Here is a 20,276-nt window from a genome sequence, read left to right as displayed (position 1 = left end):
GTCTCCCTTTATTTGTTTTTATTTTGTTGCTGAGGTGAAAAGTAATGGCCGCAGGCCGCCTTGTCATTAACTAGATGACGCCTTTTCCATTATTTCTTTGAGTTCATAAAGCAGGCTCAGGGCATCTCGCGGCGACAGATCATCCACGTTGATTGATGCCAGCCGTTCTTCAAGGGCGGACGGTATTTTCTCGGTTTCTCGCGCCGCCGCCTCGTTGACGATGGTGGAAAAGAGAGGAAGGTCATTGGCAAGCCGCGTCGCCGCCGAACCCTGGTCTTTTTCCTCCAGCGCCGTCAGAACACTTTCCGCGCGGCTGATCACCGCCTTTGGCAGGCCGGCGAGTTTCGCGACCTGGATCCCGTAGGACCGGTCCGCCGATCCATCCGCGACTTCGTGAAGGAAAATCACGTCGCCTTTCCATTCCCGGACCCGCATGCTGTGATTCTGCAGCGCGGAGAGCTTGGCGGCGAGGGCCGTCAGTTCATGATAATGCGTCGCAAACAGGGCCCTGCATTTATTCACATCATGAAGATTTTCGACCGTTGCCCAGGCAATCGACAGGCCATCGAATGTCGCCGTGCCCCTGCCGATTTCATCAAGAATAACCAGGGAGCGGGCGCCCGCCTGATTAAGGATCGAGGCCGTTTCCACCATTTCGACCATGAAAGTGGAGCGCCCGCGCGCGAGATCGTCGGCGGCGCCGACGCGGCTGAACAGGCGGTCAACTATTCCGATATGGGCGGACGTCGCGGGGACAAAAGACCCCATCTGCGCGAGAATCGCGATCAAGGCATTCTGCCGGAGGAAAGTGCTTTTACCCGCCATGTTCGGGCCGGTAAGGAGCCACAGCCGCCGATCTTCATTAAGGCAGCAGTCATTGGCGACAAAATCCGCTTCCGCATTCGATTTCAGGGCGGCTTCAACGACGGGATGGCGGCCGCCGGTAATCTCGAAGCGGAGGCTGTCATCAATCGCTGGCCGGCAATAGGACTGCTCGACCGCCAGTTCCGCATGGCTGGCGGCGACGTCAATGCGCGCGATCGCTTCGGCGGCGGAGAGAATGGCGGGCCCCGCCTCTTTCACCTTTTCGACCAGCTCATCGAACAGCGACAGTTCAAGGGCGAGCGCCCGCTCGCCGGCGCGGGAGATCTTGTCCTCCAGCTCGCCAAGAACGACTGTCGTATAGCGAACCGCATTCGCCATTGTCTGACGGTGGATGAAATCGGTCGTCATCTTGTCAACAAAGCGTGGCGTGATCTCGATAAAATAGCCAAGCACGTTGTTATGCTTGATCTTAAGCGCAGGGACACCGACTTCCTTTGCATATGCCGCCTGCAGATTGGCGATATGGCGGCGGCTCTCATCCCTAAGGGCCCGATGCTCGTCAAGGTCGGGGCGATACCCGCGTGCTATAAATCCGCCGTCGCGGGCGAGCAATGGCAGGTCCGGGGCAAGGGCCGTCGTGAGAAGTTCGACAAGGTCGGCGTGATATCCAAGCTGTTCGCTCGCGTCCGCCAGACCGTCCGGGAGAGAATCAAGACCGCTTGTCGAGAGGCTGGCGCGAATATTCGCCGTTTCCGCAAGTCCGTCGCGGATAACGGCAAGATCACGGGGACCGCCGCGTCCCAAAACCAGGCGGGAAAGCGCCCGCTCCGTATCCGGGCAGCGGCGGAGGATGTCCCGCAGGCGTTCCCGTCTGCCGTGATCGCTCGTAAAGAAATTCACCATATCGAGCCGAGCGGAGATCTTTTCCGGTTCCGTCAACGGGCCCGCCATATCCGCGGCGAGCCGTCGGCCGCCGCCACCGGTTACCGTCCTGTCGATCGTGGCAAGCAGGCTGCCGTTCCGCTCGCCGGTCAAGGTGCGGGTAAGCTCGAGATTACGGCGCGTCGCCGCGTCGATGGACATGACGTCGCCCGGCGCCATCTGCACCGGCGTCTTGATCAGCGGAAATTTCCCTTTCTGCGTCAGTTCCACATAATCGACAAGCGCGCCGGCCGCAGCCAGTTCCGCCCGGCTGAACGCGCCGAACGCGTCGAGGGTTGCCACGCTGAACAGGTCTTTCAGCCGTTTCTCCCCGTTTTGGCTATTGAAGCGGACGGACGGCAACGGCGTCAGTGCCTTTCCCCAATCGCGCAGCCCCTCGGACAGGTCTTCCTCCTCAAGCCATTTGTCCGACACCAGTATTTCACCCGGGTGAAGGCGGGCAATATGCGCTGGCAATTCCTCCGGCCGCAGGGCAGTCGCAAAAAATTCGCCCGTCGAAATATCTAGCCATGCCATGGCATAGTCTTTCCCGGCGCGCGCCAGTGAAAGCAGAAAGTTATGGCTGCGGGCATCCAGAAGACTGTCTTCCGTGATGGTACCGGGCGTTACCAGGCGCACGACTTCGCGCGCGACGACAGCCTTGTAGCCCCGCTTTTTCGCCTCCGCCGGACTTTCCGTCTGTTCCGCCACGGCGACGCGGTGACCCTTGCGGATCAATTTTTGCAAGTAGCTGTCCGCGGCGTGGATCGGGACGCCGCACATGGGGATATCTTCCCCGGCATGCTTGCCCCGTTTGGTGAGGGCGATATCCAGCGCCTTTGACGCCACCACCGCGTCGTCAAAAAACAATTCGTAAAAATCCCCCATCCGGTAAAACAGCAGGCTGTCGGGATGCGCCTCCTTGATGGCCAGATACTGCGCCATCATCGGGGTTGCTGATTTATTCAGTTGCGACTTGGTTTTGACTAGGGTAGGCATGAAGGAAAACTACCATAGCAGGCTGTTTTGCCAACTGCTTAATCGTAAAATTTTAAACTTGAATTCAGATGAACAAGAAGAGTGTGAGGACGCGGGTCGATGAGCGAGAAACCGGATTTAAGCCAATATGAAGAAGCCTTGCGATATCATGCGCAAGGCAAGCCGGGAAAACTTGAAATCGTCGCGACCAAAGCCGTGGCGACCCAGCGGGATCTTTCGCTCGCCTATTCGCCGGGCGTTGCCGGACCCTGCCTCGCGATCGCCGATGATCCTGAAACGGTTTACGACTATACGACAAAGGGCAACCGCGTTGCCGTTATCTCGAACGGGACGGCGGTGCTCGGCCTCGGCAACCTTGGGGCGCTAGGCTCCAAGCCGGTGATGGAAGGCAAGGCTGTCCTTTTCAAGCGGTTCGCCGATATCGATTGTTTCGATCTCGAAATCGACAGCGAGGACGTGGATGAAATCGTCAACTGCGTGCGTCTTTTGGGCCCGAGTTTCGGCGGCATCAATCTGGAAGATATCAAGGCGCCGGAATGTTTTATTATTGAGCAGCGTCTCCGCGAACTTATGGATATTCCGGTCTTTCATGATGACCAGCATGGAACCGCAATTATTTGTGCGGCCGGAATTATCAATGCGCTTGATCTTACCGGGCGCTCCCTGAAAGATTGTAAAGTGGTTGTCAATGGCGCTGGTGCGGCGGCGATTGCCTGCCTTGAGCTGATCAAGGCGATGGGCCTGCCCCATGATCAGGCGATCCTGTGCGACACAAAAGGCGTGATTTACCAGGGCCGTGAAGACGGCATGAACCAGTGGAAATCCGCCCATGCCGTTGCAACGGAGTCCCGTAGCCTCGAGGAAGCGATGATCGGCGCGGACATTTTTCTCGGCCTCTCCGTCAAAGGTGCCGTCAGCAAGGAAATGGTGAAAACCATGGCCGACAAGCCGATTATCTTCGCCATGGCCAATCCGGATCCGGAAATCCGGCCGGAAGATATCGCCGATGTGCGCCGTGATGCCATTGTCGCGACAGGCCGGTCCGATTTTCCGAATCAGGTCAACAACGTGCTGGGCTTTCCCTATATCTTCCGTGGCGCGCTTGACGTCCGGGCGACGACGATCAATGAAGAAATGAAAATTGCCGCCGCGGAGGCGATTGCCGAACTGGCACGCGAGGACGTCCCGGACGAGGTGGCCGCCGCCTACAAAGGGAAGCGACCGATCTACGGGCCGGAATATATCATCCCCGTGCCGTTCGATCCGCGGCTGATCAGCCATGTGCCGACGGCGGTGGCGAAGGCCGCAATGGACAGCGGCGTTGCCCGCCGGCCCATTATCGACGAGCAGGCTTACCGGAATGAACTCCGCGCCCGCCTCGATCCGACCGCAGGTTCCCTGCAACTCATCCTCGATGAAGTGCGCGCAGCGCCCCGTCGTGTTGTTTTTGCCGAGGGCGAGGAGGAGAAAGTCATCCGCGCCGCCGTTGAATTCCAGAAGGCGGGCTACGGCATTCCCGTGCTTCTTGGCCGCGAGCATGAGGTAAAGAAAACGATGGCCGAAATCGGCATTGAAGGGTCCGAGAGCATTGAAATTTACAATGCCAGCGAAATGGAGCACCGTGAGAAATATTATCATTTTCTCTATGAACGGCTTCAGCGGAAAGGCTATCTGTTCCGGGATTGCGCTCGCCTTGTCAATCGCGACAGGAACATCTTTGCCGCCTGCATGGTGGCCATGGGCGATGCGGACGCCGTGTTGACCGGTGTGACCCGGCGGTTCTCGGTGGCCTTCAAGGAAATCCAGAAAGTCATCGACCCCAAGCCGGATCAGCGCGTGATCGGCGTTTCCGTCATCGTGGGGCGCGACCGTACCGTCTTCATGGCGGATACGACGGTCACGACCCTGCCAACGGCGGAGGAACTGGTGTCCATCTGCAAGGAGGCGGCAGAAGTCGCGCGGCGGCTCGGGCATGAGCCGAGGGTCGCGCTGCTGTCCTATTCGAACTTCGGCAATCCGAAGCATTACACGGCCGACAACATTCGTGAGGCCGTTGAATTGCTGGATGCGGAGGAACTCGATTTCGAATATGAAGGCGATATCTCGGCGGATGTTGCGCTGGATCCCGAACTGATGGCGAGCTTCTATCCGTTTTGCCGCCTGTCAGGGCCGGCCAATGTTCTGGTGATGCCGGGCCTGCATTCCGCCAATATCGCATCGAAACTGATGCCGGTCCTTGGGGAAAGCAAGGTGATCGGACCGCTGCTCGTCGGCCTCTCGAAGCCCGTGCAGATCGTTCCCATCGGCGCAACGGTATCCGACCTTGTCAATATGGCGGCGCTGGCGGCCCATGAAGCCGGACAGTAATCCGGCTCCATTGGGATCAGTCATAGAGTCGCTGGTGCAGCCGCCGATAGGCAATCCAGAAAGAGGCCGCGCTGAAGACGATAATATAGCAAATATGAAGCGCGATGGCGGCTCCGTCCAGCGGTGTCACTGCGGTCAGCGGCCGGATCGCGGCGACCAGATGCGTCATGGGGAAAAACCACGCGAGATACTGGATGATCTCGGGAAAGCGCGAGATATCGAAAAACACGCCGCAGAACACAAACATCGGCGTCACCCAGAAGGTGAAGAAGTAAGCGAAGAACTCATATCCCTTCGCATAGGCCGTTGCGACGAGACCGGCGCAGGCAAAGCAGATCGATCCGAGGAAGACAATCGGCAGCGTGACGAGCGGGAGGAACGACAGCGGCACGCCGCCCCAGATCCAGCCGACGATCAGAACGCAGACCGCCGAGAAGAGAGCTTTTGCCGATGCCCAGAATACTTCCCCCAACAGGAGCTCGAACAGGGTAACGGGGGTCGACAGAACGGCATCCCAGTTTTTCTGCATGAAGTACCGGGTAAACGAACCGATTGTCGTCTCGAAGCTCGCGGCGAAGGCCGCCGAATAGGCGATCATGCCGGCGACGACAAATGTCAGGTAGCTCATGCCGGACATTGTATCGATGAACGATCCCATGCCGAAGCCGAAGGCGAAGAGAAACAGGATCGGGTTCGCTACATTGGAAACGAGGGACGAGCCGATCAGCTTTTTAAAGACGACAAACTGGCGATGATAGACCGCCAGCACATATGCGGATTCTGGCATTCTCATTGGCCTAATTCTCCCTCAGTTTCCGACCGGTCAGCCGCAGGAACACATCCTCAAGATTGGCCGGGCGGTGCAGGTAGATCGATTCTTCGGGCAAATCGGCAATGAATTCCGCGGTGTCATTGACGAAATACAGCACCGAATCCCCGATATCCTCCTGATCCCACCGCTCCGCCGCCGATGCCGCCAAACCGGGTTTCTGTACTTCGAACACAAAGCCCTTCACATGCCGTGAAATCAATTCCTTCGGCGTGCCCTGATCGAGAATTTCCCCATTATCGATAATGACGATCTGATCGCAGAGCCGTTGGGCTTCGTCCATATAGTGGGTGGTCAGAAGCAGCGTCCTTCCGTCTTTTTTGAGTTCCGTAAGTTGTTTCCAGATCAGGACGCGGGCCTGTGGATCCAGTCCCGTCGTCGGTTCATCGAGAATGACCATTTCGGGATCGCCGATCAATGCGCGCGCAATCGTCAACCGCCGCTGCATGCCGCCCGACAGCGCGTTGACCGGCGCAAATTTTCGCTCCGTGAGTTGCATGAACTCCAGAAGTTCTTTTGCGCGGGCGTCAATGACCGTGGAGGGGAGGGCAAAGTATCGGCCGAACGCCTTGAGGTTTTCAAGAACGGAGATATCCGGATCGAGATTGTTATCCTGCGGGACCAGGCCGATTTTGGCCTTGATGTTCCGTGGCATATTGTTGGCGGGTTCGCCGAAGACCGTGAGCTCGCCCGCGGTAATCTGGGACAGTCCCATAATCATCCGCATCGTCGTGGATTTTCCGGCGCCGTTCGGCCCGAGAAGGCCAAAGCATTGTCCGGCGGGAACGGTAAAATCGATCCCCCTGACGACTTCCAGCGCGCCATATCTCTTGTTGAGTTTCGTGGCGGTGATGACCGCGGTATTTTCCATAATGCCCTCGCAAACCCCAGTGGAAGCATAGAGGGCATCGCCCGCCCTACAACCGGGCGAGGAGGTTATGGAATTGGAAGGAAAAGCACAAGACCCGTGATCAGGATATTGTGACCGCGCGCACGCACACCTATTGCAATTTTACGGACAGCGCGTCGGTCCCGTCGTCTGCGTCGCGAATGCCAAGGCCGAGGACAGTACGATTGACATAGGAGAAATAGCTGACCGCCTGATTAATCTCGAGAATCTCCCCGTCCTCAAGACCCGCATTTCGGAGCTCCTCAATCATGCTGAGCGAGATCTGATGCGGTCGCGTCGTCAACAGATTAGCATATAACATCATCGCCAAATCTGCGCCGGCGAACGCCTTTTCCGGCTGGTCGGCGTCAAGCGCGGCGCGCAGACGCGCCGAATCGGTATCGTCATCCAGGAGTTTCTGCAATTCCGCGAAATAATGATCCGCGCAATAGTCACAGCCATTGAGCAGGCTTACATAGACGCCGATGGCGTCAAGCTTCCATTTCGCAAGCGCATTGGCGGTGCTGTTCAGGACATGCTCCGAGAGATTGATGTGACCTTCCAGAAGATGCGGCCTCAGGGAGTGCGCCATGATGACGCTGTCTATCTGTCGGTCCGAGCCTACTATCCGGTCATAGAGATTTTTCAACATCCCGTCGGCATTCTCTAACGGGATCGTCCTTATCCATGTCATGTCGTCCCCTTCGCGATTGCATTTCGGACATAAATTGCTTTTCAAAGCCACCAGCCTGCGAACAGGAAAATTTCCGCAATTGCTTTTGTGCTCCGTAAAGATACGGCTTATATTCCATGATAGAAGCTTAACGAACTGTTAAGAAATTCCGACACCTCCGGGAGACTGGGAAGATGACATCCAAACACAAGCATGGCGACCCGTTGCCCGAAACCGTGCTGCGCGTCAAAAGTCTTGAATCTCTGCTCATTGAAAAAGGCCTGGTGGAGGCAGACGCGCTTGACGCGTTGATTGACCGCTATGAGAACAAGGTCGGACCGAAGAATGGCGCGAAGGTGGTCGCCCGGGCCTGGGTGGATGCGGATTTCCGAAAACGCCTGCTTGCCGACGCGACGCTTGCCGTGGCCGAGTTCGGATATTCCGGCGCACAAGGAGAGGAACTGATCGCGCTTGAGAATACGGACGATGTTCATAACGTCGTCGTTTGCACGCTTTGCTCCTGCTATCCCTGGCCGGTGCTGGGCCTTCCCCCGGTCTGGTACAAGTCGGAGCCGTATCGCGCGCGCGTCGTCCGCGAACCGCGAAAGGTTCTGGAAGAGTTCGGCACGAGCTTGCCCGAGAGCACTGAAATCCGCGTCTGGGACAGCACGGCAGAAACCCGTTACCTCGTCGTTCCAAAACGCCCGGTGGGGACAGAGGGGATGAGCGAGGAGGAGCTGGCGGACCTTGTCAACCGGGATAGCATGATCGGCACGCGTCTCGCGGATACGCCGGCGATGGTGAAGGAGGCCTGAGATGGACGGCGTACATGATCTGGGCGGCATGCATGGCATGGGGCCTGTGGAGCCGGAGGAAAATGAACCGGTCTTCCATGCCGATTGGGAGAAGCGGATGTTCGCCATGAACAATGCGATAACGGCGATTGGCGTTCGCAATATCGACGAATCACGCCACGCGCGCGAGCGTATGAACCCCGGCGCCTATCTAACAAGCAGTTATTATGAAATCTGGCTGGACGGCCTTGTCCGTGTCCTCTGCGAGAAGGGCCTGATCTCCGAGGCCGAACTTTCGGGCGACGTGGCGCCCCGGCCTGTATCGTCCCCGAAACCGGCACTGAAAGCCGCGGATGTCGATGCCCTTATGGACAAAGGCGGAAATTATGTTGCCGAAAAAGGAAAACCGCCGCGGTTCAGGGTCGGCAGCAAGGTCCGCACAAGAAATATCCATCCTTCGGGGCATACCCGCCTGCCGCGCTACGCAAGAGGCCATGTCGGCGAGATAGTTGCTGATTACGGGCTGCATGTCTTTCCGGATGCCAGCGCGGAGGGGAAAAGCGATCCGCAACCTCTCTACAATGTCAGATTTGCCTCAACCGAGCTTTGGGGCCCTGACGGAACCGAGGGCGATTTCATCTATATCGACCTTTGGGATGACTATCTGGAGGCGGTCGACGATGCAGCTTGATCCCGCGCTTCGCGCCATTGATATTCCACGTGACGGTGAGGGGCCCGTGTTTGAAGAACCCTGGCAGGCCCAGGCCTTTGCCATGACGGTCAAGCTGAATGAGGCGGGCCTGTTCAGCTGGAGCGAATGGGCGGAACTGTTCGGCGCTGAAATCGCCGCCGATACCGCCAGCGGACGGGGCTCGGGGAACACGGCCTATTACCTCTGCTGGCTCGCCGCGCTTGAAAAAATTGTTGCGCAGAAGAGAGTGACGACGCCGGAAGAATTGGCCACGCGTAAAGAGGAATGGCGCGAGGCGTCGGAACATACGCCGCATGGTCAGCCGATAGAAATCCATAAATAGTGGGAATACATTTGCGAAACGCGGACCGACGGCTTATGTCTTTCGGACGTGCAATATAAAATACTGGAAAGCCTGTGTCTGACGAAATTTCATCCCCGCTCCCCGATGACGATACCAAAGAGAAGCTTGATAAGGCCGCTGAGATCATCACCGGTCATCTTGATAAGGCGCTCGAGGATTGCATATCAGCCGGGCTGGAACGGGATCATTTTACCGCCGCTGTCATCGCCACGATGATGCAGGCCGTGGAAACCAGTCTCGGCGGCAATACGGCCGGGGCGCTGCAGGAAATGGCGCAGATGGCCATTGAGCGCGAAAAGGAGACGCCCGTCCAGTAGACGGGCGTCCGTCTTTCAACGTCAATCCGGTGTATGGATCGGTAGATCCAGAAGCGCCCGGCGACGGAGCCACTGGCTTGGCCGGTAGCGGTCTTCTCCGGTAATCGCCTGTAAATTCTCAAGTATCTTAAGGCAATTTCGGGTTCCCATATTCTCGGCGAGTTCAACGGAGCCAAGCGGGTAGTTAAGCCCGAGCTTCATGCCCTTGTCGATATCTTCGGGCGACGCCACGCCAATCTGCGCCATTTCACATCCCAGATTTGCGATCATCGCACGGATGCGCTGCGCGACGAAGCCGGGATTGTCCTTGATGCGCGTCACGCCGCCGGAATTTTCCTTCAGCATCGCCATGACGGATTGAACGATCTCCTCGTCGGCACCGGGCGCCGCCATCACGGTTGCGCGGGAAAATACCCCGGTATGTGTATCGATCGCCACCAGACGTTTGTAGTCAACGCCAAGCCGGACGGAGAGGGCGGTGCAATCTTCACCGACCGGATCGGCGAGGATCGGGGATTCGCCATCGTCATTTACAAGAACGGTTACGCCAAGATCCCGAAGCAGGCTGTCCAATGCGGCGGAGGGTTCCGCGAGCACAACGCGACGCGCTGGCGCCGCGGTAATTTTCTCGTCCACGGCCGGGCGGATAATTGTTCCATCGTCGGCATATTCATAAAATCCGGCCCTGGTTTTTTTGCCAAGGCGACCTGCCTCCATCATGCTTTCATGCAGGGGGTAGGTGGACAGGCGTTTGTCCTGGAAATAGCCATTGTAAATGATCTGGCTGACCGGGAAGTTGACGTCGATGCCGGTGAGATCGAGGAGCTCGAAAGGACCCATGCGAAAGCCGCAGGCCTCACGCATGATGGCATCGACCTGGAACGGTGTCGCGACGCCTTCAGAAACGATCCGCAGGGCTTCCGTCGAATAGGCGCGTCCGCCAAGGTTGACGAGAAACCCCGGCGCGTCTTTGACGACGACAGGCACGCGGCCCATCCGCTTGCCGATGATTTCCAGCGCCTTGGTGACGTCCTCGCTGGTATCGGTTCCGTTGATCACTTCGACGAGCTTCATAAGCGGCACGGGGTTGAAGAAATGCAGGCCGGCAATGCGATTGCGATGCGTGCAGGCGGAGGCAATGGAGGAAATGCGGATACTCGAGGTGTTGGAGGCAATGATGGCATCCGGCCTGACGATCTCTTCAAGCTGCTGGAAGACTTTCTGCTTGATATCGATATTCTCAACAATGGCTTCGACCACGACATCGCAATCGGCAAGGCCCTCCATATTCTCGGCGACATTGATCCGGCCGACGGAAGCATCGCCCTCGCTCTTGTCCATCCGGCCCTTTTCCACGGACCGTTCGATCATGGAGGCTATGAAATCCCGGGCTGCGGCGGCGGCACCGTCGGCGGCGTCATAGATATAGACGGTCATGCCACCAGTCGCGGATACCTGGGCAATGCCCCGGCCCATCGCGCCGGCGCCAACGATACCAACTTTCAAATCCTGCTTTTGCGGGTCGATGCTCATAATCATTCCTAATTATTGTTCTTGTTGTAAATTGTGACAGATTTATACCCTGCAGAGGAAATTTGTAAAACCCTACCTTGATGCTGTGGGTCGCAATCCTTACATTAATTTCTGAATAGTGCCTTTTTTGGGCTATTCCCTGCCATGGCCGAAAGCTGGCCGGCAGTTATCTCGCTCGATTGAGGAGGAAAGAGATGCCGCGTACAATGTCACTTAATCATCCCTTGATGCTGGGCTTTGATCGTTTCGAACAGATTCTCGATCAACTATCAAAGTCTTCGAATGACGGCTATCCCCCTTATAATATCGAGCAGATTGGCGATAATGCGTTGCGAATTACCCTGGCTGTTGCCGGATTCACAGAAGAGAACCTGCAAATAACACTGGAACAGAACCAGCTTATCATTCATGGTAAGCAAAGAGATGAGACGGAACGTGTGTTTTTGTATCGTGGTATTGCGGCCCGTCAGTTTCAGCGTAAGTTTGTTCTTGCGGAGGGGTTGGAAGTAACAGGCGCCGAAATCGAAAACGGGCTCCTTCATATCGATCTGGAGCTCCCGACGCCAAAAGTTGAAAGCCGCCAAATCAAGATCAACAGCAAAAGCTCAAAAAAAGAAATGAAGACGGTCAATCCGTCGGAACTTATTGACTAATAAATTTTTGGGGTCGCGTTAAGGAGTTTTAATAATGCAGTATCAGGAAGCTACTCTTCGCCATTTGAGTCCGGCCGCCTTTGGCATGCTGGGGTCTATGGATATGGCCTATGTCCGTGCCGTAGAAGAAAACGGATCCGTCGTTTTCCGCATTTTTGCGGCGAATGGACAGCGACTCGGCGAGGAAAAGACCGCCGACGCCGCGCTTGTCGTCGCCCGTCAAAATGACTTCGAGGCGTTTCTCGTCAATTAAACGGCTGAGCTAAAAATCCCCAAAAAAAGAGCTACGCTGCAGATTGCGCATCTTCTTCGGTAAGAATTGCGTAAAGGGCGTCTGTATCGCGGCTGCCTCGCAGTTTTTCACATCGCCCCTTGTCCCGTAGAGTGCGCGAGACGCGCGCGAGCGCCTTAAGATGATCCGCACCGGCGGAATCAGGCGCAAGCAACAGAAACAGAAGATCGACGGGCAGGTTGTCCATCGAATCGAAATCGACGCCGGTGCTGAGTTTCGCGAATATCCCATATACCTGGTCAATGCCGCGAAGCTTTCCATGCGGAATGGCAATACCCTTGCCAATGCCGGTCGTGCCAAGGCGTTCGCGTTCGATCAGTACGTCAAGGATCTCCCTCTCAGGACGTCCCGTAATGGTCGCGGCACGGCGCGCGAGTTCCTGTAAAGCCTGCTTTTTGCTTGTGGCTTTTACATCCGCGAATACCGTGTGCGGCTTAATAAGATCACTGATTTCCATGATACCTGATCAAATTGGTGGTTGGGGCGACGAAAAGCAATAACTCAAGCGGACTTTTCTGTTTTCTCGATCTTGGGATCGATCCATCCGATATTGCCATCGGGCCGCCGGTAGACCACATTCAGTCCTTTGGTGAGAGAGTTGTGAAACATCATCGCCGGCAGATTCGCAAGGTCCATGCGCATGACGGCCTCGCCAACGGAGCAGTCGGGGATATCCGCGCTGCTTTCCGCGATGATCATCGGTTGCCATTCATCCTGCGCTTCGGCTTCCGGCTGCTCATCTTCGGGTTCCGGCGCAAGAACATAGCTCTGCGCGGCGAAGGCCAATTTGGCTTGGAAGCGCTCTTTGCCGTGGTGGCTTTTGAGGCGCCGTTTATACCGACGGAGTTGCTTTTCAATGCGATCGAGAGCGGAGTCGAAGCTCATATACGGATCGGCATTATCAGCCGAGGCCGTTACGTCGATACCCGAACCGATATGGACGCTACACTCTGTATGGAAGTTGTGACTGTTCCGGCTCAGGGTCACCTGCGCATCAATTGCGTTGTCGAAATATTTGGATACGCCATTTTCAAGACTCTCTTCAATATGCTCGCGCAGGGCATCGCCGACATCAATCTGCTTACCTTTTACAATCACATGCATCACAATGATCCAATCCTAGAAGTGAGACCAAAATCCGCCTAAAAACAGCGTTCAATTCCGTTTGAGGGCGGGACCATAGTTTTTGCGCGTGGTATTGTCAACACACGCTATCAGATACGGAAAAATGCGGTGGTGGCGGCGACATTTTCTGCACCTCTTGTTACGAAGCAATCAATTGCTTCTTCAGTCTTCTCCGTTCGACGGAAGACGGAATATTCATAGCATCACGATACTTTGCAACGGTACGTCGTGCAATATCTATCCCCTGAAGTTTCATCAATTCGACGATTTTATCATCGGAAAGAATTCGATTTGGCGATTCATCATCAACGAGTTGCTTCAATTTATGACGGACCGCGGCGGCGGAATGGGAATCGCCGCCCGAGGTCGAGTTGATGGCGGATGTGAAGAAGTATTTGAGTTCAAAAATCCCGCGCGACGTTGCCAGATATTTGTTCGACGTCACCCGGCTTACCGTACTTTCATGCATGGAAATCGCTTCCGCGATGGTTTTCAGGTTAAGCGGGCGGAGAAATTCGATACCCTGCGTGAAAAACATCTCCTGCTCCTCGACCAATGCCGTCGCGACTTTCAGGATGGTCTGCGCACGCTGATCCAGCGATTTCACCAGCCAGTTTGCCGAATTCAGGCATTCGGAGAGATATTCCTTCTCATCCTTGCCATTCGATTTCTTGCTGATGACGGAATAGTACCGGTTATTTACAAGAACTTTCGGCAGGGTGTCGCTGTTAAGCTCGACCTGCCATCCGCCGTCGGGCCGTCGGCGGACAAAGACATCCGGGACAACCGTCTGCGCAACCTCGCCGCCGAACTTGAGGCCGGGTTTCGGGTCGAGCGCCTTGATCTCCGTGATCATTTCGGCCAGGTCTTCCTGATCGACCCCGCAGACATCCAGCAAGCCTTTTAGATTCCCACTGGCGAGCATCTCGAGATTCTCAAGAAGCGCGGCGATGGCCGGATCGTACCGGTTTTTCTCCTTAAGCTGAAGGGCGAGGCAATCGGCGAGATCATGGGCAAAGACGCCGGTCGGTTCGAAACCGCGAAGTTTCTCCAAAATTGGGTGAATTCGCTCTATCGAACAACCCAGATTTTCCGCCGCCTCGGCAATATCGCCGACCAGATAACCGGCATCGCTGACCAAGTCGATCAGGTAGGAGGCAATCATCTTGTCGCCAGGCGACAGGGAGAGGAGATTGAGCTGCTGCGTCAGATGATCGCGGAGCGACAGGTCGTCACTCAGCGTATTTTCGAGGTTGAGATCGGAGCCCGAGTAGGAACTGCTGCCGCCCATGCTGGCGGCGAGGAGCCCTGTATTGGCGGCATCGGCCGCGAGATTGTCCGCCGGAGCATCAAGCGTTGCGTCGCTCGTGTAAATATTGTCATAATCCGTGTCGATGGCAGTGTTGTCAGCGGCCGAAAGCGGCGCATCCTCGGATATGCTGATTTCTTCCAGCGCCGGAAAGTCCGCCTCGTTACTCAAATCCGTATCATCGTCTCCGGCGACATAGTCATCGTCCCCCGGCAGAGCGTCCGCCCGTTCTAGAAGCGGGTTTTTCTCCAGTTCCTGCTCGACATAGGCCGCGAGATCCAGATTGGATAATTGCAACAGCTTGATCGCCTGCTGCAGCTGTGGAGTCATCACAAGCTGCTGGCTTTGTCTCAGATCAAGTCTCGGCGTTAGCGCCATTGCCACTCCTGATCCCTGTCAATCCCCGTTGGACTAGAGATTGAAGCGATCCCCCAAATAAACGCGTCTCACTCCTTCGTCGGATACAATCTCCGACGGGATTCCTTCTTTTATGACACGGCCTTCGTTAAGAATATATGCACGGTCAATGATATCAAGCGTTTCACGTACGTTATGCTCGGTGATCAGAACACCGATGCCGCGATCCTTGAGGTGGGAGACTAGATCGCGGATATCCCCGACGGCGATCGGGTCGATGCCGGCAAGGGGCTCGTCCAGCATGATATAGTTGGGTTTCCCCGCCAGCGCGCGGGCAATTTCAACGCGGCGGCGTTCGCCGCCGGACAGTGCGATAGCCGGCGTCCGGCGAAGATGGGAGATCGAGAATTCCGCCAGCAAACCTTCCAGCATGTTCTCTCGCTTTTCGCGGATCGGTTCAATGAGTTCCAGCACGGAACGGATATTCTGCTCGACATTCATCCCGCGAAAAATGGAGGCTTCCTGGGGAAGGTAGCCGATACCAAGACGCGCGCGGCGATACATGGGAAGATCCGTCACGTCGCGGCCATCGAGATAAATGGTGCCATAGTCGGGACGCAGGAGGCCTGAAATAATATAGAAGCTGGTCGTCTTGCCGGCGCCGTTCGGCCCGAGAAGGCCAACGGCTTCCCCCCGGTTGACGTCGATATCCACACCACGAAGAATAGGCCGTTTTTTGAAGGACTTACCAATATTCTGGGCTTTGAGGCCCGTATTTTCCGCAACCAGTCTCGGGCCTTTATCTATTTCCTGTATTCCTGTCGTCATCACCGTTCCAAACTCTACTCGCCGGCTTTTTTCTCAGGAACAAATATCCCCTTTACGCGGCCCTGATTTGCATTCGTTGCCGCGCCGCCTTCAACCCGGCTTTCGCCGGTAATCAGATTAAGGGTAAGCGTGTTGCCGCGCAGCACATTCTTGCCTTGCGTTAGTACCACATTTCCCTGCAAATTGATTAATTTATTTGTGACGTCGTAAACGCCTTTATCGCCCTGGGCCGTTTCGCGCGGACTGGAGAGGAAGACGTTCCCCAGGGCGTCGATTTGCCGGATATTGGCAGGGTCGCCATCCTTTTGCTGATCTTTTTCCGAGTAATGGACGATCAGCTTGGCCGAGCGCATGCGAATATCGCCCTGAACGACCTGAACATTGCCCTCAAAAATAGCAAGCTGCTTGGCCTGCTGGACCTCAAGGGAGTCGGCTGTGATCTCGATCGGTTGATCGGTATTGGCTCCGCCTGTAAGGGCCGATTGCGCCCCGGCAATCGAAACCCCTGCCAAAAGCATCAGGCCAACGAGGGCAGGCAAATGTTTTATATCGGGGGTCAGCCTCAGCATAAGGGAATTTTCCGTGGTCCGTTTCAAGGGTTGATGATCAGCTTGACATTGCCGTCAAAGCGTATGTTACCAGTTATCTGGTCCGCGGCAAGACTATCCGCTTCAATTGCGCCAAGGGGGCCGTGGCCCTTCATCGGATGATCGCTTTTGATCGTTCGATTCTTGAGATCAACCCGCGCCGAATTGGCGGCCAGCTGGTTTCCGCTGTCGCTGAAGATATCGATTTCGCCATAGAGATCGAGAATGCCGGTTTCGGTGTCCAGATCTCCCGTCGGCGCGGTAACTGAAATCCAGTCACCGGACGACAGCGTAATATCCGCCTGCAGGTTTTTTAGCGAAACGAGAGACGCCGTCGCCGATTTCTGCGTTGCCGTATCGGCGGTGACGACATACTGCCGTTCGTTGATATCGCTCGCTACATATTGCGGATTCTTCATCGTCAATCCGTCATCGGAAACCGTGACATCCGCGTAATCGAGCGTAAATCCCTCCGGCTTGTCGAGATTGGGCAGGATGAACGCCAGACCAACCAACAATATGGCAAGCCCCAGTAAAATGAACTTGATGATGGCGACAAAGTGGCTATAGCGCGCGTTGAATTTCATCTCGGCGAAACTCGGCGTGCCAATGAAGTCCTGTGTGCCAGCTATCGTTTCATTCGGGATTTCTTTGTCGGCGGGTAGTATGTCGGCGGGTTTCATAAAATTACATGACCCCGCTTCTTAGGCAGTCATGAACGCTGATAATGCCGACGGTCCGGCCCCTGTCGACCACAAACAGGCAGGTGATACCGTTGAAGCCCGTTGAATTCATCTTTGCCAGCGCCTCACCGGCAAGCGCCGTCGGCGAAATCGTCTGCGGATTACGCGTCATCACGTCGCTGACCGATTTTTTCAGAAGATCGGCGCCCATGTGACGTCGAAGGTCGCCGTCGGTGATGATGCCAACCAATTCCTGATCCGCGTTCATGATCCCGACACATCCGAAACTTTTCGCCGAAATTTCGATGAGTGCCTCGCTCATCAAGGTGCTTTCTTCGACGAGTGGCATGGCATCGCCGCTATGCATCAGGTCTTCGACCTTGATGAGTGAACCGCCCAGCTTGCCACCCGGATGGAAGACACGGAACTGTTCGGCATCGAAGCCGCGGCGACAGAGCAGCGCAACCGCCAGCGCATCGCCAAGCGCGAGCGCCGCCGTTGTCGACGTCGTCGGGGCAAGGCCCATCGGACAGGCTTCCGGCACATCGGGGAGCAGCAGTACCGCGTCCGCCCGGCGGCCGAGCGTGCTGTCGGCCTTGCCGACAATCGCTATCAGGGGGATATTGAAACGCCTTGTGTAGGCTATGATATCGCTGAGTTCCTTCGTCCCGCCGGAATTCGACAGGCATAGCACGACATCATTCTTCGTAATCATGCCAAGATCGCCATGGCTGGCTTCGGCCGGATGGACAAATTGTGCAGGCGTGCCGGTAGAGGCAAGAGTTGCGGCAATTTTATTGCCGATATGGCCGCTTTTCCCCATACCGCTGACGACGACCCGGCCCTTCGCCTTGAAAATAAAGTCCAGGGCTTTGACGAATTCGCCATCAAGATCCTCCAGAAGCCGCATCAGCGCATCCGCTTCCGTTTTCAGGACCTTTCGGGCGGCAACAAGATCGGGAGTCTCGTCAAGCCTGGCTGCTACCGCTTCCTTCGAAATTGTCATTAATCGATCCGTCGTCTGGTTACTTTTCCCGGTGTGCTTTGTGCCGGGCCGGCGCTCTATCGTCGAGGTCTCTTAATATATAAGAAAATTGCGCCTTCATCACAAGGTTAATAGCGCGTTCCATCCGACTCAGCTATGGGCGAAAATGTCCGTTTCCGACCAGCCTTCGAGATCGAGGCGGGCGCGGACCGGAAGAAATTCGAAGCAACGTGCGGCAAGTTCCTGGCGTCCTTCGCGGGTGAGCATCTCGTCAAGGCGATCCTTAATCTGATGGAGGTAGAGAACATCGGAGGCCGCATATTCCAACTGTGCATCATTTAGTTCCGCCGCGCCCCAGTCCGAAGACTGCTGCTGCTTCGAAATGTCGATGGCGAGTAATTCCTGGCAAAGGTTCTTGAGGCCGTGACGGTCGGTGAAGGTCCGGACAAGGCGGGAGGCGATTTTTGTGCAGTATACCGGGCCGCAGCTTATGCCAAGGTAATGCTCGATCACCGCAATATCGAAGCGTCCGAAATGGAAAATCTTGAGCCGGCCCGGGTCCGCGAGCTGGCGCGCCAGATTTGGCGCATCGTAGCTCTGGCCATCAAATTTCACGAGATGCGCATCCCCGTCGCCGGCGGAAAGCTGGATCAGGCAAAGCCGGTCGCGGTGCGGCAAGAGGCCCATTGTCTCGCTGTCCACCGCAATCGCCGAGCCGAGATCAACGTCGTCCGGTAAATCGCCGTGATGCAGAAAAATTGCCATTTCATCCTCCGGTAACGGCTAGTGCGGCGTGAAGGATAGGGGCATAACCGTAAATATATGCTAAAGCAATGGTGCCCAGGAGAAGACTCGAACTTCCACTTCCATTCGGAAACTAGCACCTGAAGCTAGCGCGTCTACCATTCCGCCACCTGGGCAACTATCGTCGCCTCTGATATAAAGCGGTTGCACGGATGTCAACTAACTTCGTCAAAACTTTTCAAGAATTTTGCGGTTTGCTCTTGGCGTCGATGGCCTTAGCAGGTAGATATTGGCGTCAATCATGACATATCGGGGGCCTGTCGCGCGCGCCCCGCAGCCAGAGGAAGAGAAGAATGTCAGGTCAATTGATTACCATTTTTGGAGGCTCCGGTTTTATTGGACGCCATCTGGTGGGTCGGCTTGCGGCAAAAGGCAATCAAATCAGAATTGCGGCGCGCGATCCCGAGGTTGCGTCGCAGCTGATGACGCAGGGCAATGTCGGCCAGGTTGTCGGCTTTAAAACCAATGTCCGCGACCCGCGTTCGGTGGCGAGGGCTGTCGCGGGCGCGGATATCGTGATCAATCTTGTCGGCGTTCTTTACGAGAAAGGCGCTCAGAATTTCGGCCGCCTGCATGTGGATGCGGCGGAACGGATCGCGGCGGCAGCGAAGACGGCCGGGGCGCAGCAGCTCGTTCACATGTCGGCGCTGGGTGCGACAAAGGATCACGAGGCCGCCTATGCGCGCAGCAAGGCGGTTGGCGAGGAACTGGCGGCAAAGGAATTCCCCGGCGCGACGATCCTCCGCCCGTCGGTCGTTTTCGGCCGCGATGACGATTTTTTCAACCGATTTGCCTGCATCCTGTCGATTGCGCCGGTTTTTCCGCTGTCGGACGGTGGAAAAGCGAAAATGCAGCCAATCTTCGTCGAGGATCTTGCCGATGCGATTGTCCGGATTATCGAAACACCGTCGGAGCAGGGTAAAACCTGGGAGCTTGCGGGGCCGGATGTCTACAGTTTCCGTGAACTCATGGAAAAAGTCCTCGAATTTACGGGGCGTAAATGCCTGCTGGTGCCAGTTTCCTCCAGCCTGATGTCGGTTATGGCGACCCTGATGGCCTTGGCGCCCGGACGCCCTCAACTCACCCCGGATCAGGTCAAGTTGCTGAAGTATGACAATGTCGCCAGCGGTACCTATCCCAATCTCAAGGACCTGGGAATTCATCCAACCGCCATTGACGCTGTGGTGCCGGACTACTTGCGCCGATTCCGTCGTGGCGGCGGCCTGACTCCCATGACTGCCGTATAGGTCCGAAACGGACCTATAATTTTCCGAGTATCGATGGGAAATAGCGACAGCAAGCGGATTTTCGACGATTTCGCTAAAATTTAAGTCAGCGTGTATGACTTAAATTGCTTTTTTTGCTGGCGTTACTCCATTATTTAGGGTATTCAGTGACTTCGGTCTTTTGCGTTGGTCCGGCATTCTGCCTCTGGGCGGGAGATTTGCGGG

General features: G+C 56.1%; 21 protein-coding genes and 1 tRNA gene. 8 read left to right on the top strand and 14 right to left on the bottom strand.

The window, feature by feature from the left end:
- Positions 1–66: 66 nt before the first annotated feature.
- Positions 67–2,745: a DNA mismatch repair protein MutS gene (gene mutS / locus GQF03_RS15930; RefSeq protein WP_206375922.1), complete on the bottom strand. Its 2,679-nt coding sequence runs from the start codon at positions 2,743–2,745 to the stop codon at positions 67–69.
- A gap of 99 nt (positions 2,746–2,844) precedes the next feature.
- Between mutS and GQF03_RS19135 the strand changes: the two genes are divergently transcribed.
- Positions 2,845–5,112, top strand: coding sequence for a phosphate acyltransferase (locus GQF03_RS19135; protein ID WP_161340256.1), 2,268 nt, complete (start codon positions 2,845–2,847; stop codon positions 5,110–5,112).
- 16 nt (positions 5,113–5,128) lie between these two features.
- Here the strand turns inward: GQF03_RS19135 and GQF03_RS15920 are convergent, their stop codons facing one another.
- The 3 genes from GQF03_RS15920 to GQF03_RS15910 form a co-directional block, all read right to left on the bottom strand.
- The gene (locus GQF03_RS15920; RefSeq protein ID WP_161340255.1) at positions 5,129–5,899 is read right to left on the bottom strand and encodes an ABC transporter permease; all 771 of its coding nucleotides are present in this window, start codon (positions 5,897–5,899) and stop codon (positions 5,129–5,131) included.
- A 10-nt stretch (positions 5,900–5,909) separates the two neighbouring features.
- Entirely contained in the window at positions 5,910–6,812 is a 903-nt protein-coding gene (locus tag GQF03_RS15915; protein ID WP_161340254.1) for an ATP-binding cassette domain-containing protein, read from the bottom strand.
- Positions 6,813–6,942: 130 nt separating this feature from the next.
- Positions 6,943–7,524, bottom strand: a complete 582-nt coding sequence (locus tag GQF03_RS15910) for a carboxymuconolactone decarboxylase family protein (RefSeq protein WP_161340253.1) — start codon at positions 7,522–7,524, stop codon at positions 6,943–6,945.
- Between the two features lie 173 nt (positions 7,525–7,697).
- Between GQF03_RS15910 and nthA the strand changes: the two genes are divergently transcribed.
- The 4 genes from nthA to GQF03_RS15890 all read left to right on the top strand — a co-directional run bounded on the left by nthA (position 7,698) and on the right by GQF03_RS15890 (position 9,669).
- Positions 7,698–8,318: a nitrile hydratase subunit alpha gene (gene nthA / locus GQF03_RS15905; RefSeq protein WP_161340252.1), complete on the top strand. Its 621-nt coding sequence runs from the start codon at positions 7,698–7,700 to the stop codon at positions 8,316–8,318.
- A gap of 1 nt (position 8,319) precedes the next feature.
- Positions 8,320–8,988, top strand: a complete 669-nt coding sequence (nthB, locus tag GQF03_RS15900; protein WP_161340251.1) for a nitrile hydratase subunit beta — start codon at positions 8,320–8,322, stop codon at positions 8,986–8,988.
- A complete protein-coding gene (locus GQF03_RS15895) occupies positions 8,978–9,331 on the top strand; it encodes a nitrile hydratase accessory protein (protein ID WP_161340250.1) in 354 nt (117 codons plus the stop codon). Before nthB ends, GQF03_RS15895 begins: the two co-directional genes overlap by 11 nt.
- Before the next feature lie 74 nt (positions 9,332–9,405).
- Positions 9,406–9,669 (top strand): hypothetical protein, encoded by a 264-nt coding sequence (locus GQF03_RS15890; protein WP_161340249.1) that lies wholly within the window; start codon positions 9,406–9,408, stop codon positions 9,667–9,669.
- A gap of 21 nt (positions 9,670–9,690) precedes the next feature.
- On the opposite strand, the gene GQF03_RS15885 is transcribed toward GQF03_RS15890, so the two are convergent.
- On the bottom strand, positions 9,691–11,202 hold the full coding sequence (locus GQF03_RS15885; protein ID WP_161340248.1) for a 3-hydroxyacyl-CoA dehydrogenase: 1,512 nt from the start codon (positions 11,200–11,202) through the stop codon (positions 9,691–9,693).
- 194 nt (positions 11,203–11,396) lie between these two features.
- On the opposite strand from GQF03_RS15885, the gene GQF03_RS15880 reads away from it, so the two are divergent.
- Both GQF03_RS15880 and GQF03_RS15875 read left to right on the top strand, forming a co-directional pair.
- The gene (locus GQF03_RS15880; protein WP_161340247.1) at positions 11,397–11,855 is read left to right on the top strand and encodes an Hsp20 family protein; all 459 of its coding nucleotides are present in this window, start codon (positions 11,397–11,399) and stop codon (positions 11,853–11,855) included.
- Positions 11,856–11,889: 34 nt separating this feature from the next.
- A complete protein-coding gene (locus GQF03_RS15875; RefSeq protein WP_161340246.1) occupies positions 11,890–12,108 on the top strand; it encodes a DUF1150 domain-containing protein in 219 nt (72 codons plus the stop codon).
- A gap of 31 nt (positions 12,109–12,139) precedes the next feature.
- On the opposite strand, the gene ptsN is transcribed toward GQF03_RS15875, so the two are convergent.
- From ptsN to GQF03_RS15830, 9 genes are all read right to left on the bottom strand, one after another.
- Entirely contained in the window at positions 12,140–12,604 is a 465-nt protein-coding gene (ptsN, locus tag GQF03_RS15870) for a PTS IIA-like nitrogen regulatory protein PtsN (protein ID WP_161340245.1), read from the bottom strand.
- Between the two features lie 44 nt (positions 12,605–12,648).
- Positions 12,649–13,251 (bottom strand): ribosome hibernation-promoting factor, HPF/YfiA family, encoded by a 603-nt coding sequence (gene hpf / locus GQF03_RS15865; protein ID WP_161340244.1) that lies wholly within the window; start codon positions 13,249–13,251, stop codon positions 12,649–12,651.
- 160 nt (positions 13,252–13,411) lie between these two features.
- Entirely contained in the window at positions 13,412–14,959 is a 1,548-nt protein-coding gene (rpoN, locus tag GQF03_RS15860) for an RNA polymerase factor sigma-54 (RefSeq protein WP_161340243.1), read from the bottom strand.
- Between the two features lie 33 nt (positions 14,960–14,992).
- On the bottom strand, positions 14,993–15,766 hold the full coding sequence (lptB, locus tag GQF03_RS15855; protein ID WP_161340242.1) for an LPS export ABC transporter ATP-binding protein: 774 nt from the start codon (positions 15,764–15,766) through the stop codon (positions 14,993–14,995).
- Between the two features lie 14 nt (positions 15,767–15,780).
- Complete coding sequence (gene lptA, locus GQF03_RS15850) at positions 15,781–16,335, bottom strand: lipopolysaccharide transport periplasmic protein LptA (RefSeq protein WP_161340241.1); 555 nt, start codon at positions 16,333–16,335, stop codon at positions 15,781–15,783.
- 23 nt (positions 16,336–16,358) lie between these two features.
- Entirely contained in the window at positions 16,359–17,036 is a 678-nt protein-coding gene (gene lptC, locus GQF03_RS15845; RefSeq protein ID WP_161340240.1) for an LPS export ABC transporter periplasmic protein LptC, read from the bottom strand.
- A gap of 4 nt (positions 17,037–17,040) precedes the next feature.
- Positions 17,041–18,042 carry a KpsF/GutQ family sugar-phosphate isomerase gene (locus GQF03_RS15840; RefSeq protein WP_161340239.1) on the bottom strand — a complete coding sequence of 334 codons (1,002 nt, stop codon included), beginning with the start codon at positions 18,040–18,042 and terminating at the stop codon, positions 17,041–17,043.
- A 129-nt stretch (positions 18,043–18,171) separates the two neighbouring features.
- The gene (locus GQF03_RS15835) at positions 18,172–18,786 is read right to left on the bottom strand and encodes a ribonuclease D (protein ID WP_161340238.1); all 615 of its coding nucleotides are present in this window, start codon (positions 18,784–18,786) and stop codon (positions 18,172–18,174) included.
- 69 nt (positions 18,787–18,855) lie between these two features.
- Positions 18,856–18,941 (bottom strand) — tRNA-Leu (locus GQF03_RS15830).
- A 177-nt stretch (positions 18,942–19,118) separates the two neighbouring features.
- Here GQF03_RS15830 and GQF03_RS15825 point away from each other — a divergent pair.
- Positions 19,119–20,072, top strand: a complete 954-nt coding sequence (locus tag GQF03_RS15825) for a complex I NDUFA9 subunit family protein (RefSeq protein WP_161340237.1) — start codon at positions 19,119–19,121, stop codon at positions 20,070–20,072.
- The last annotated feature ends 204 nt before the right edge of the window (positions 20,073–20,276 follow it).

Origin of the sequence: Sneathiella chungangensis (genome assembly GCF_009882935.1) — a bacterium.
Lineage (GTDB): Bacteria > Pseudomonadota > Alphaproteobacteria > Sneathiellales > Sneathiellaceae > Sneathiella > Sneathiella chungangensis.
The sequence above is the reverse complement of the archived record's forward strand: the minus strand, read 5'-3'. Positions and strand labels throughout refer to the sequence as shown.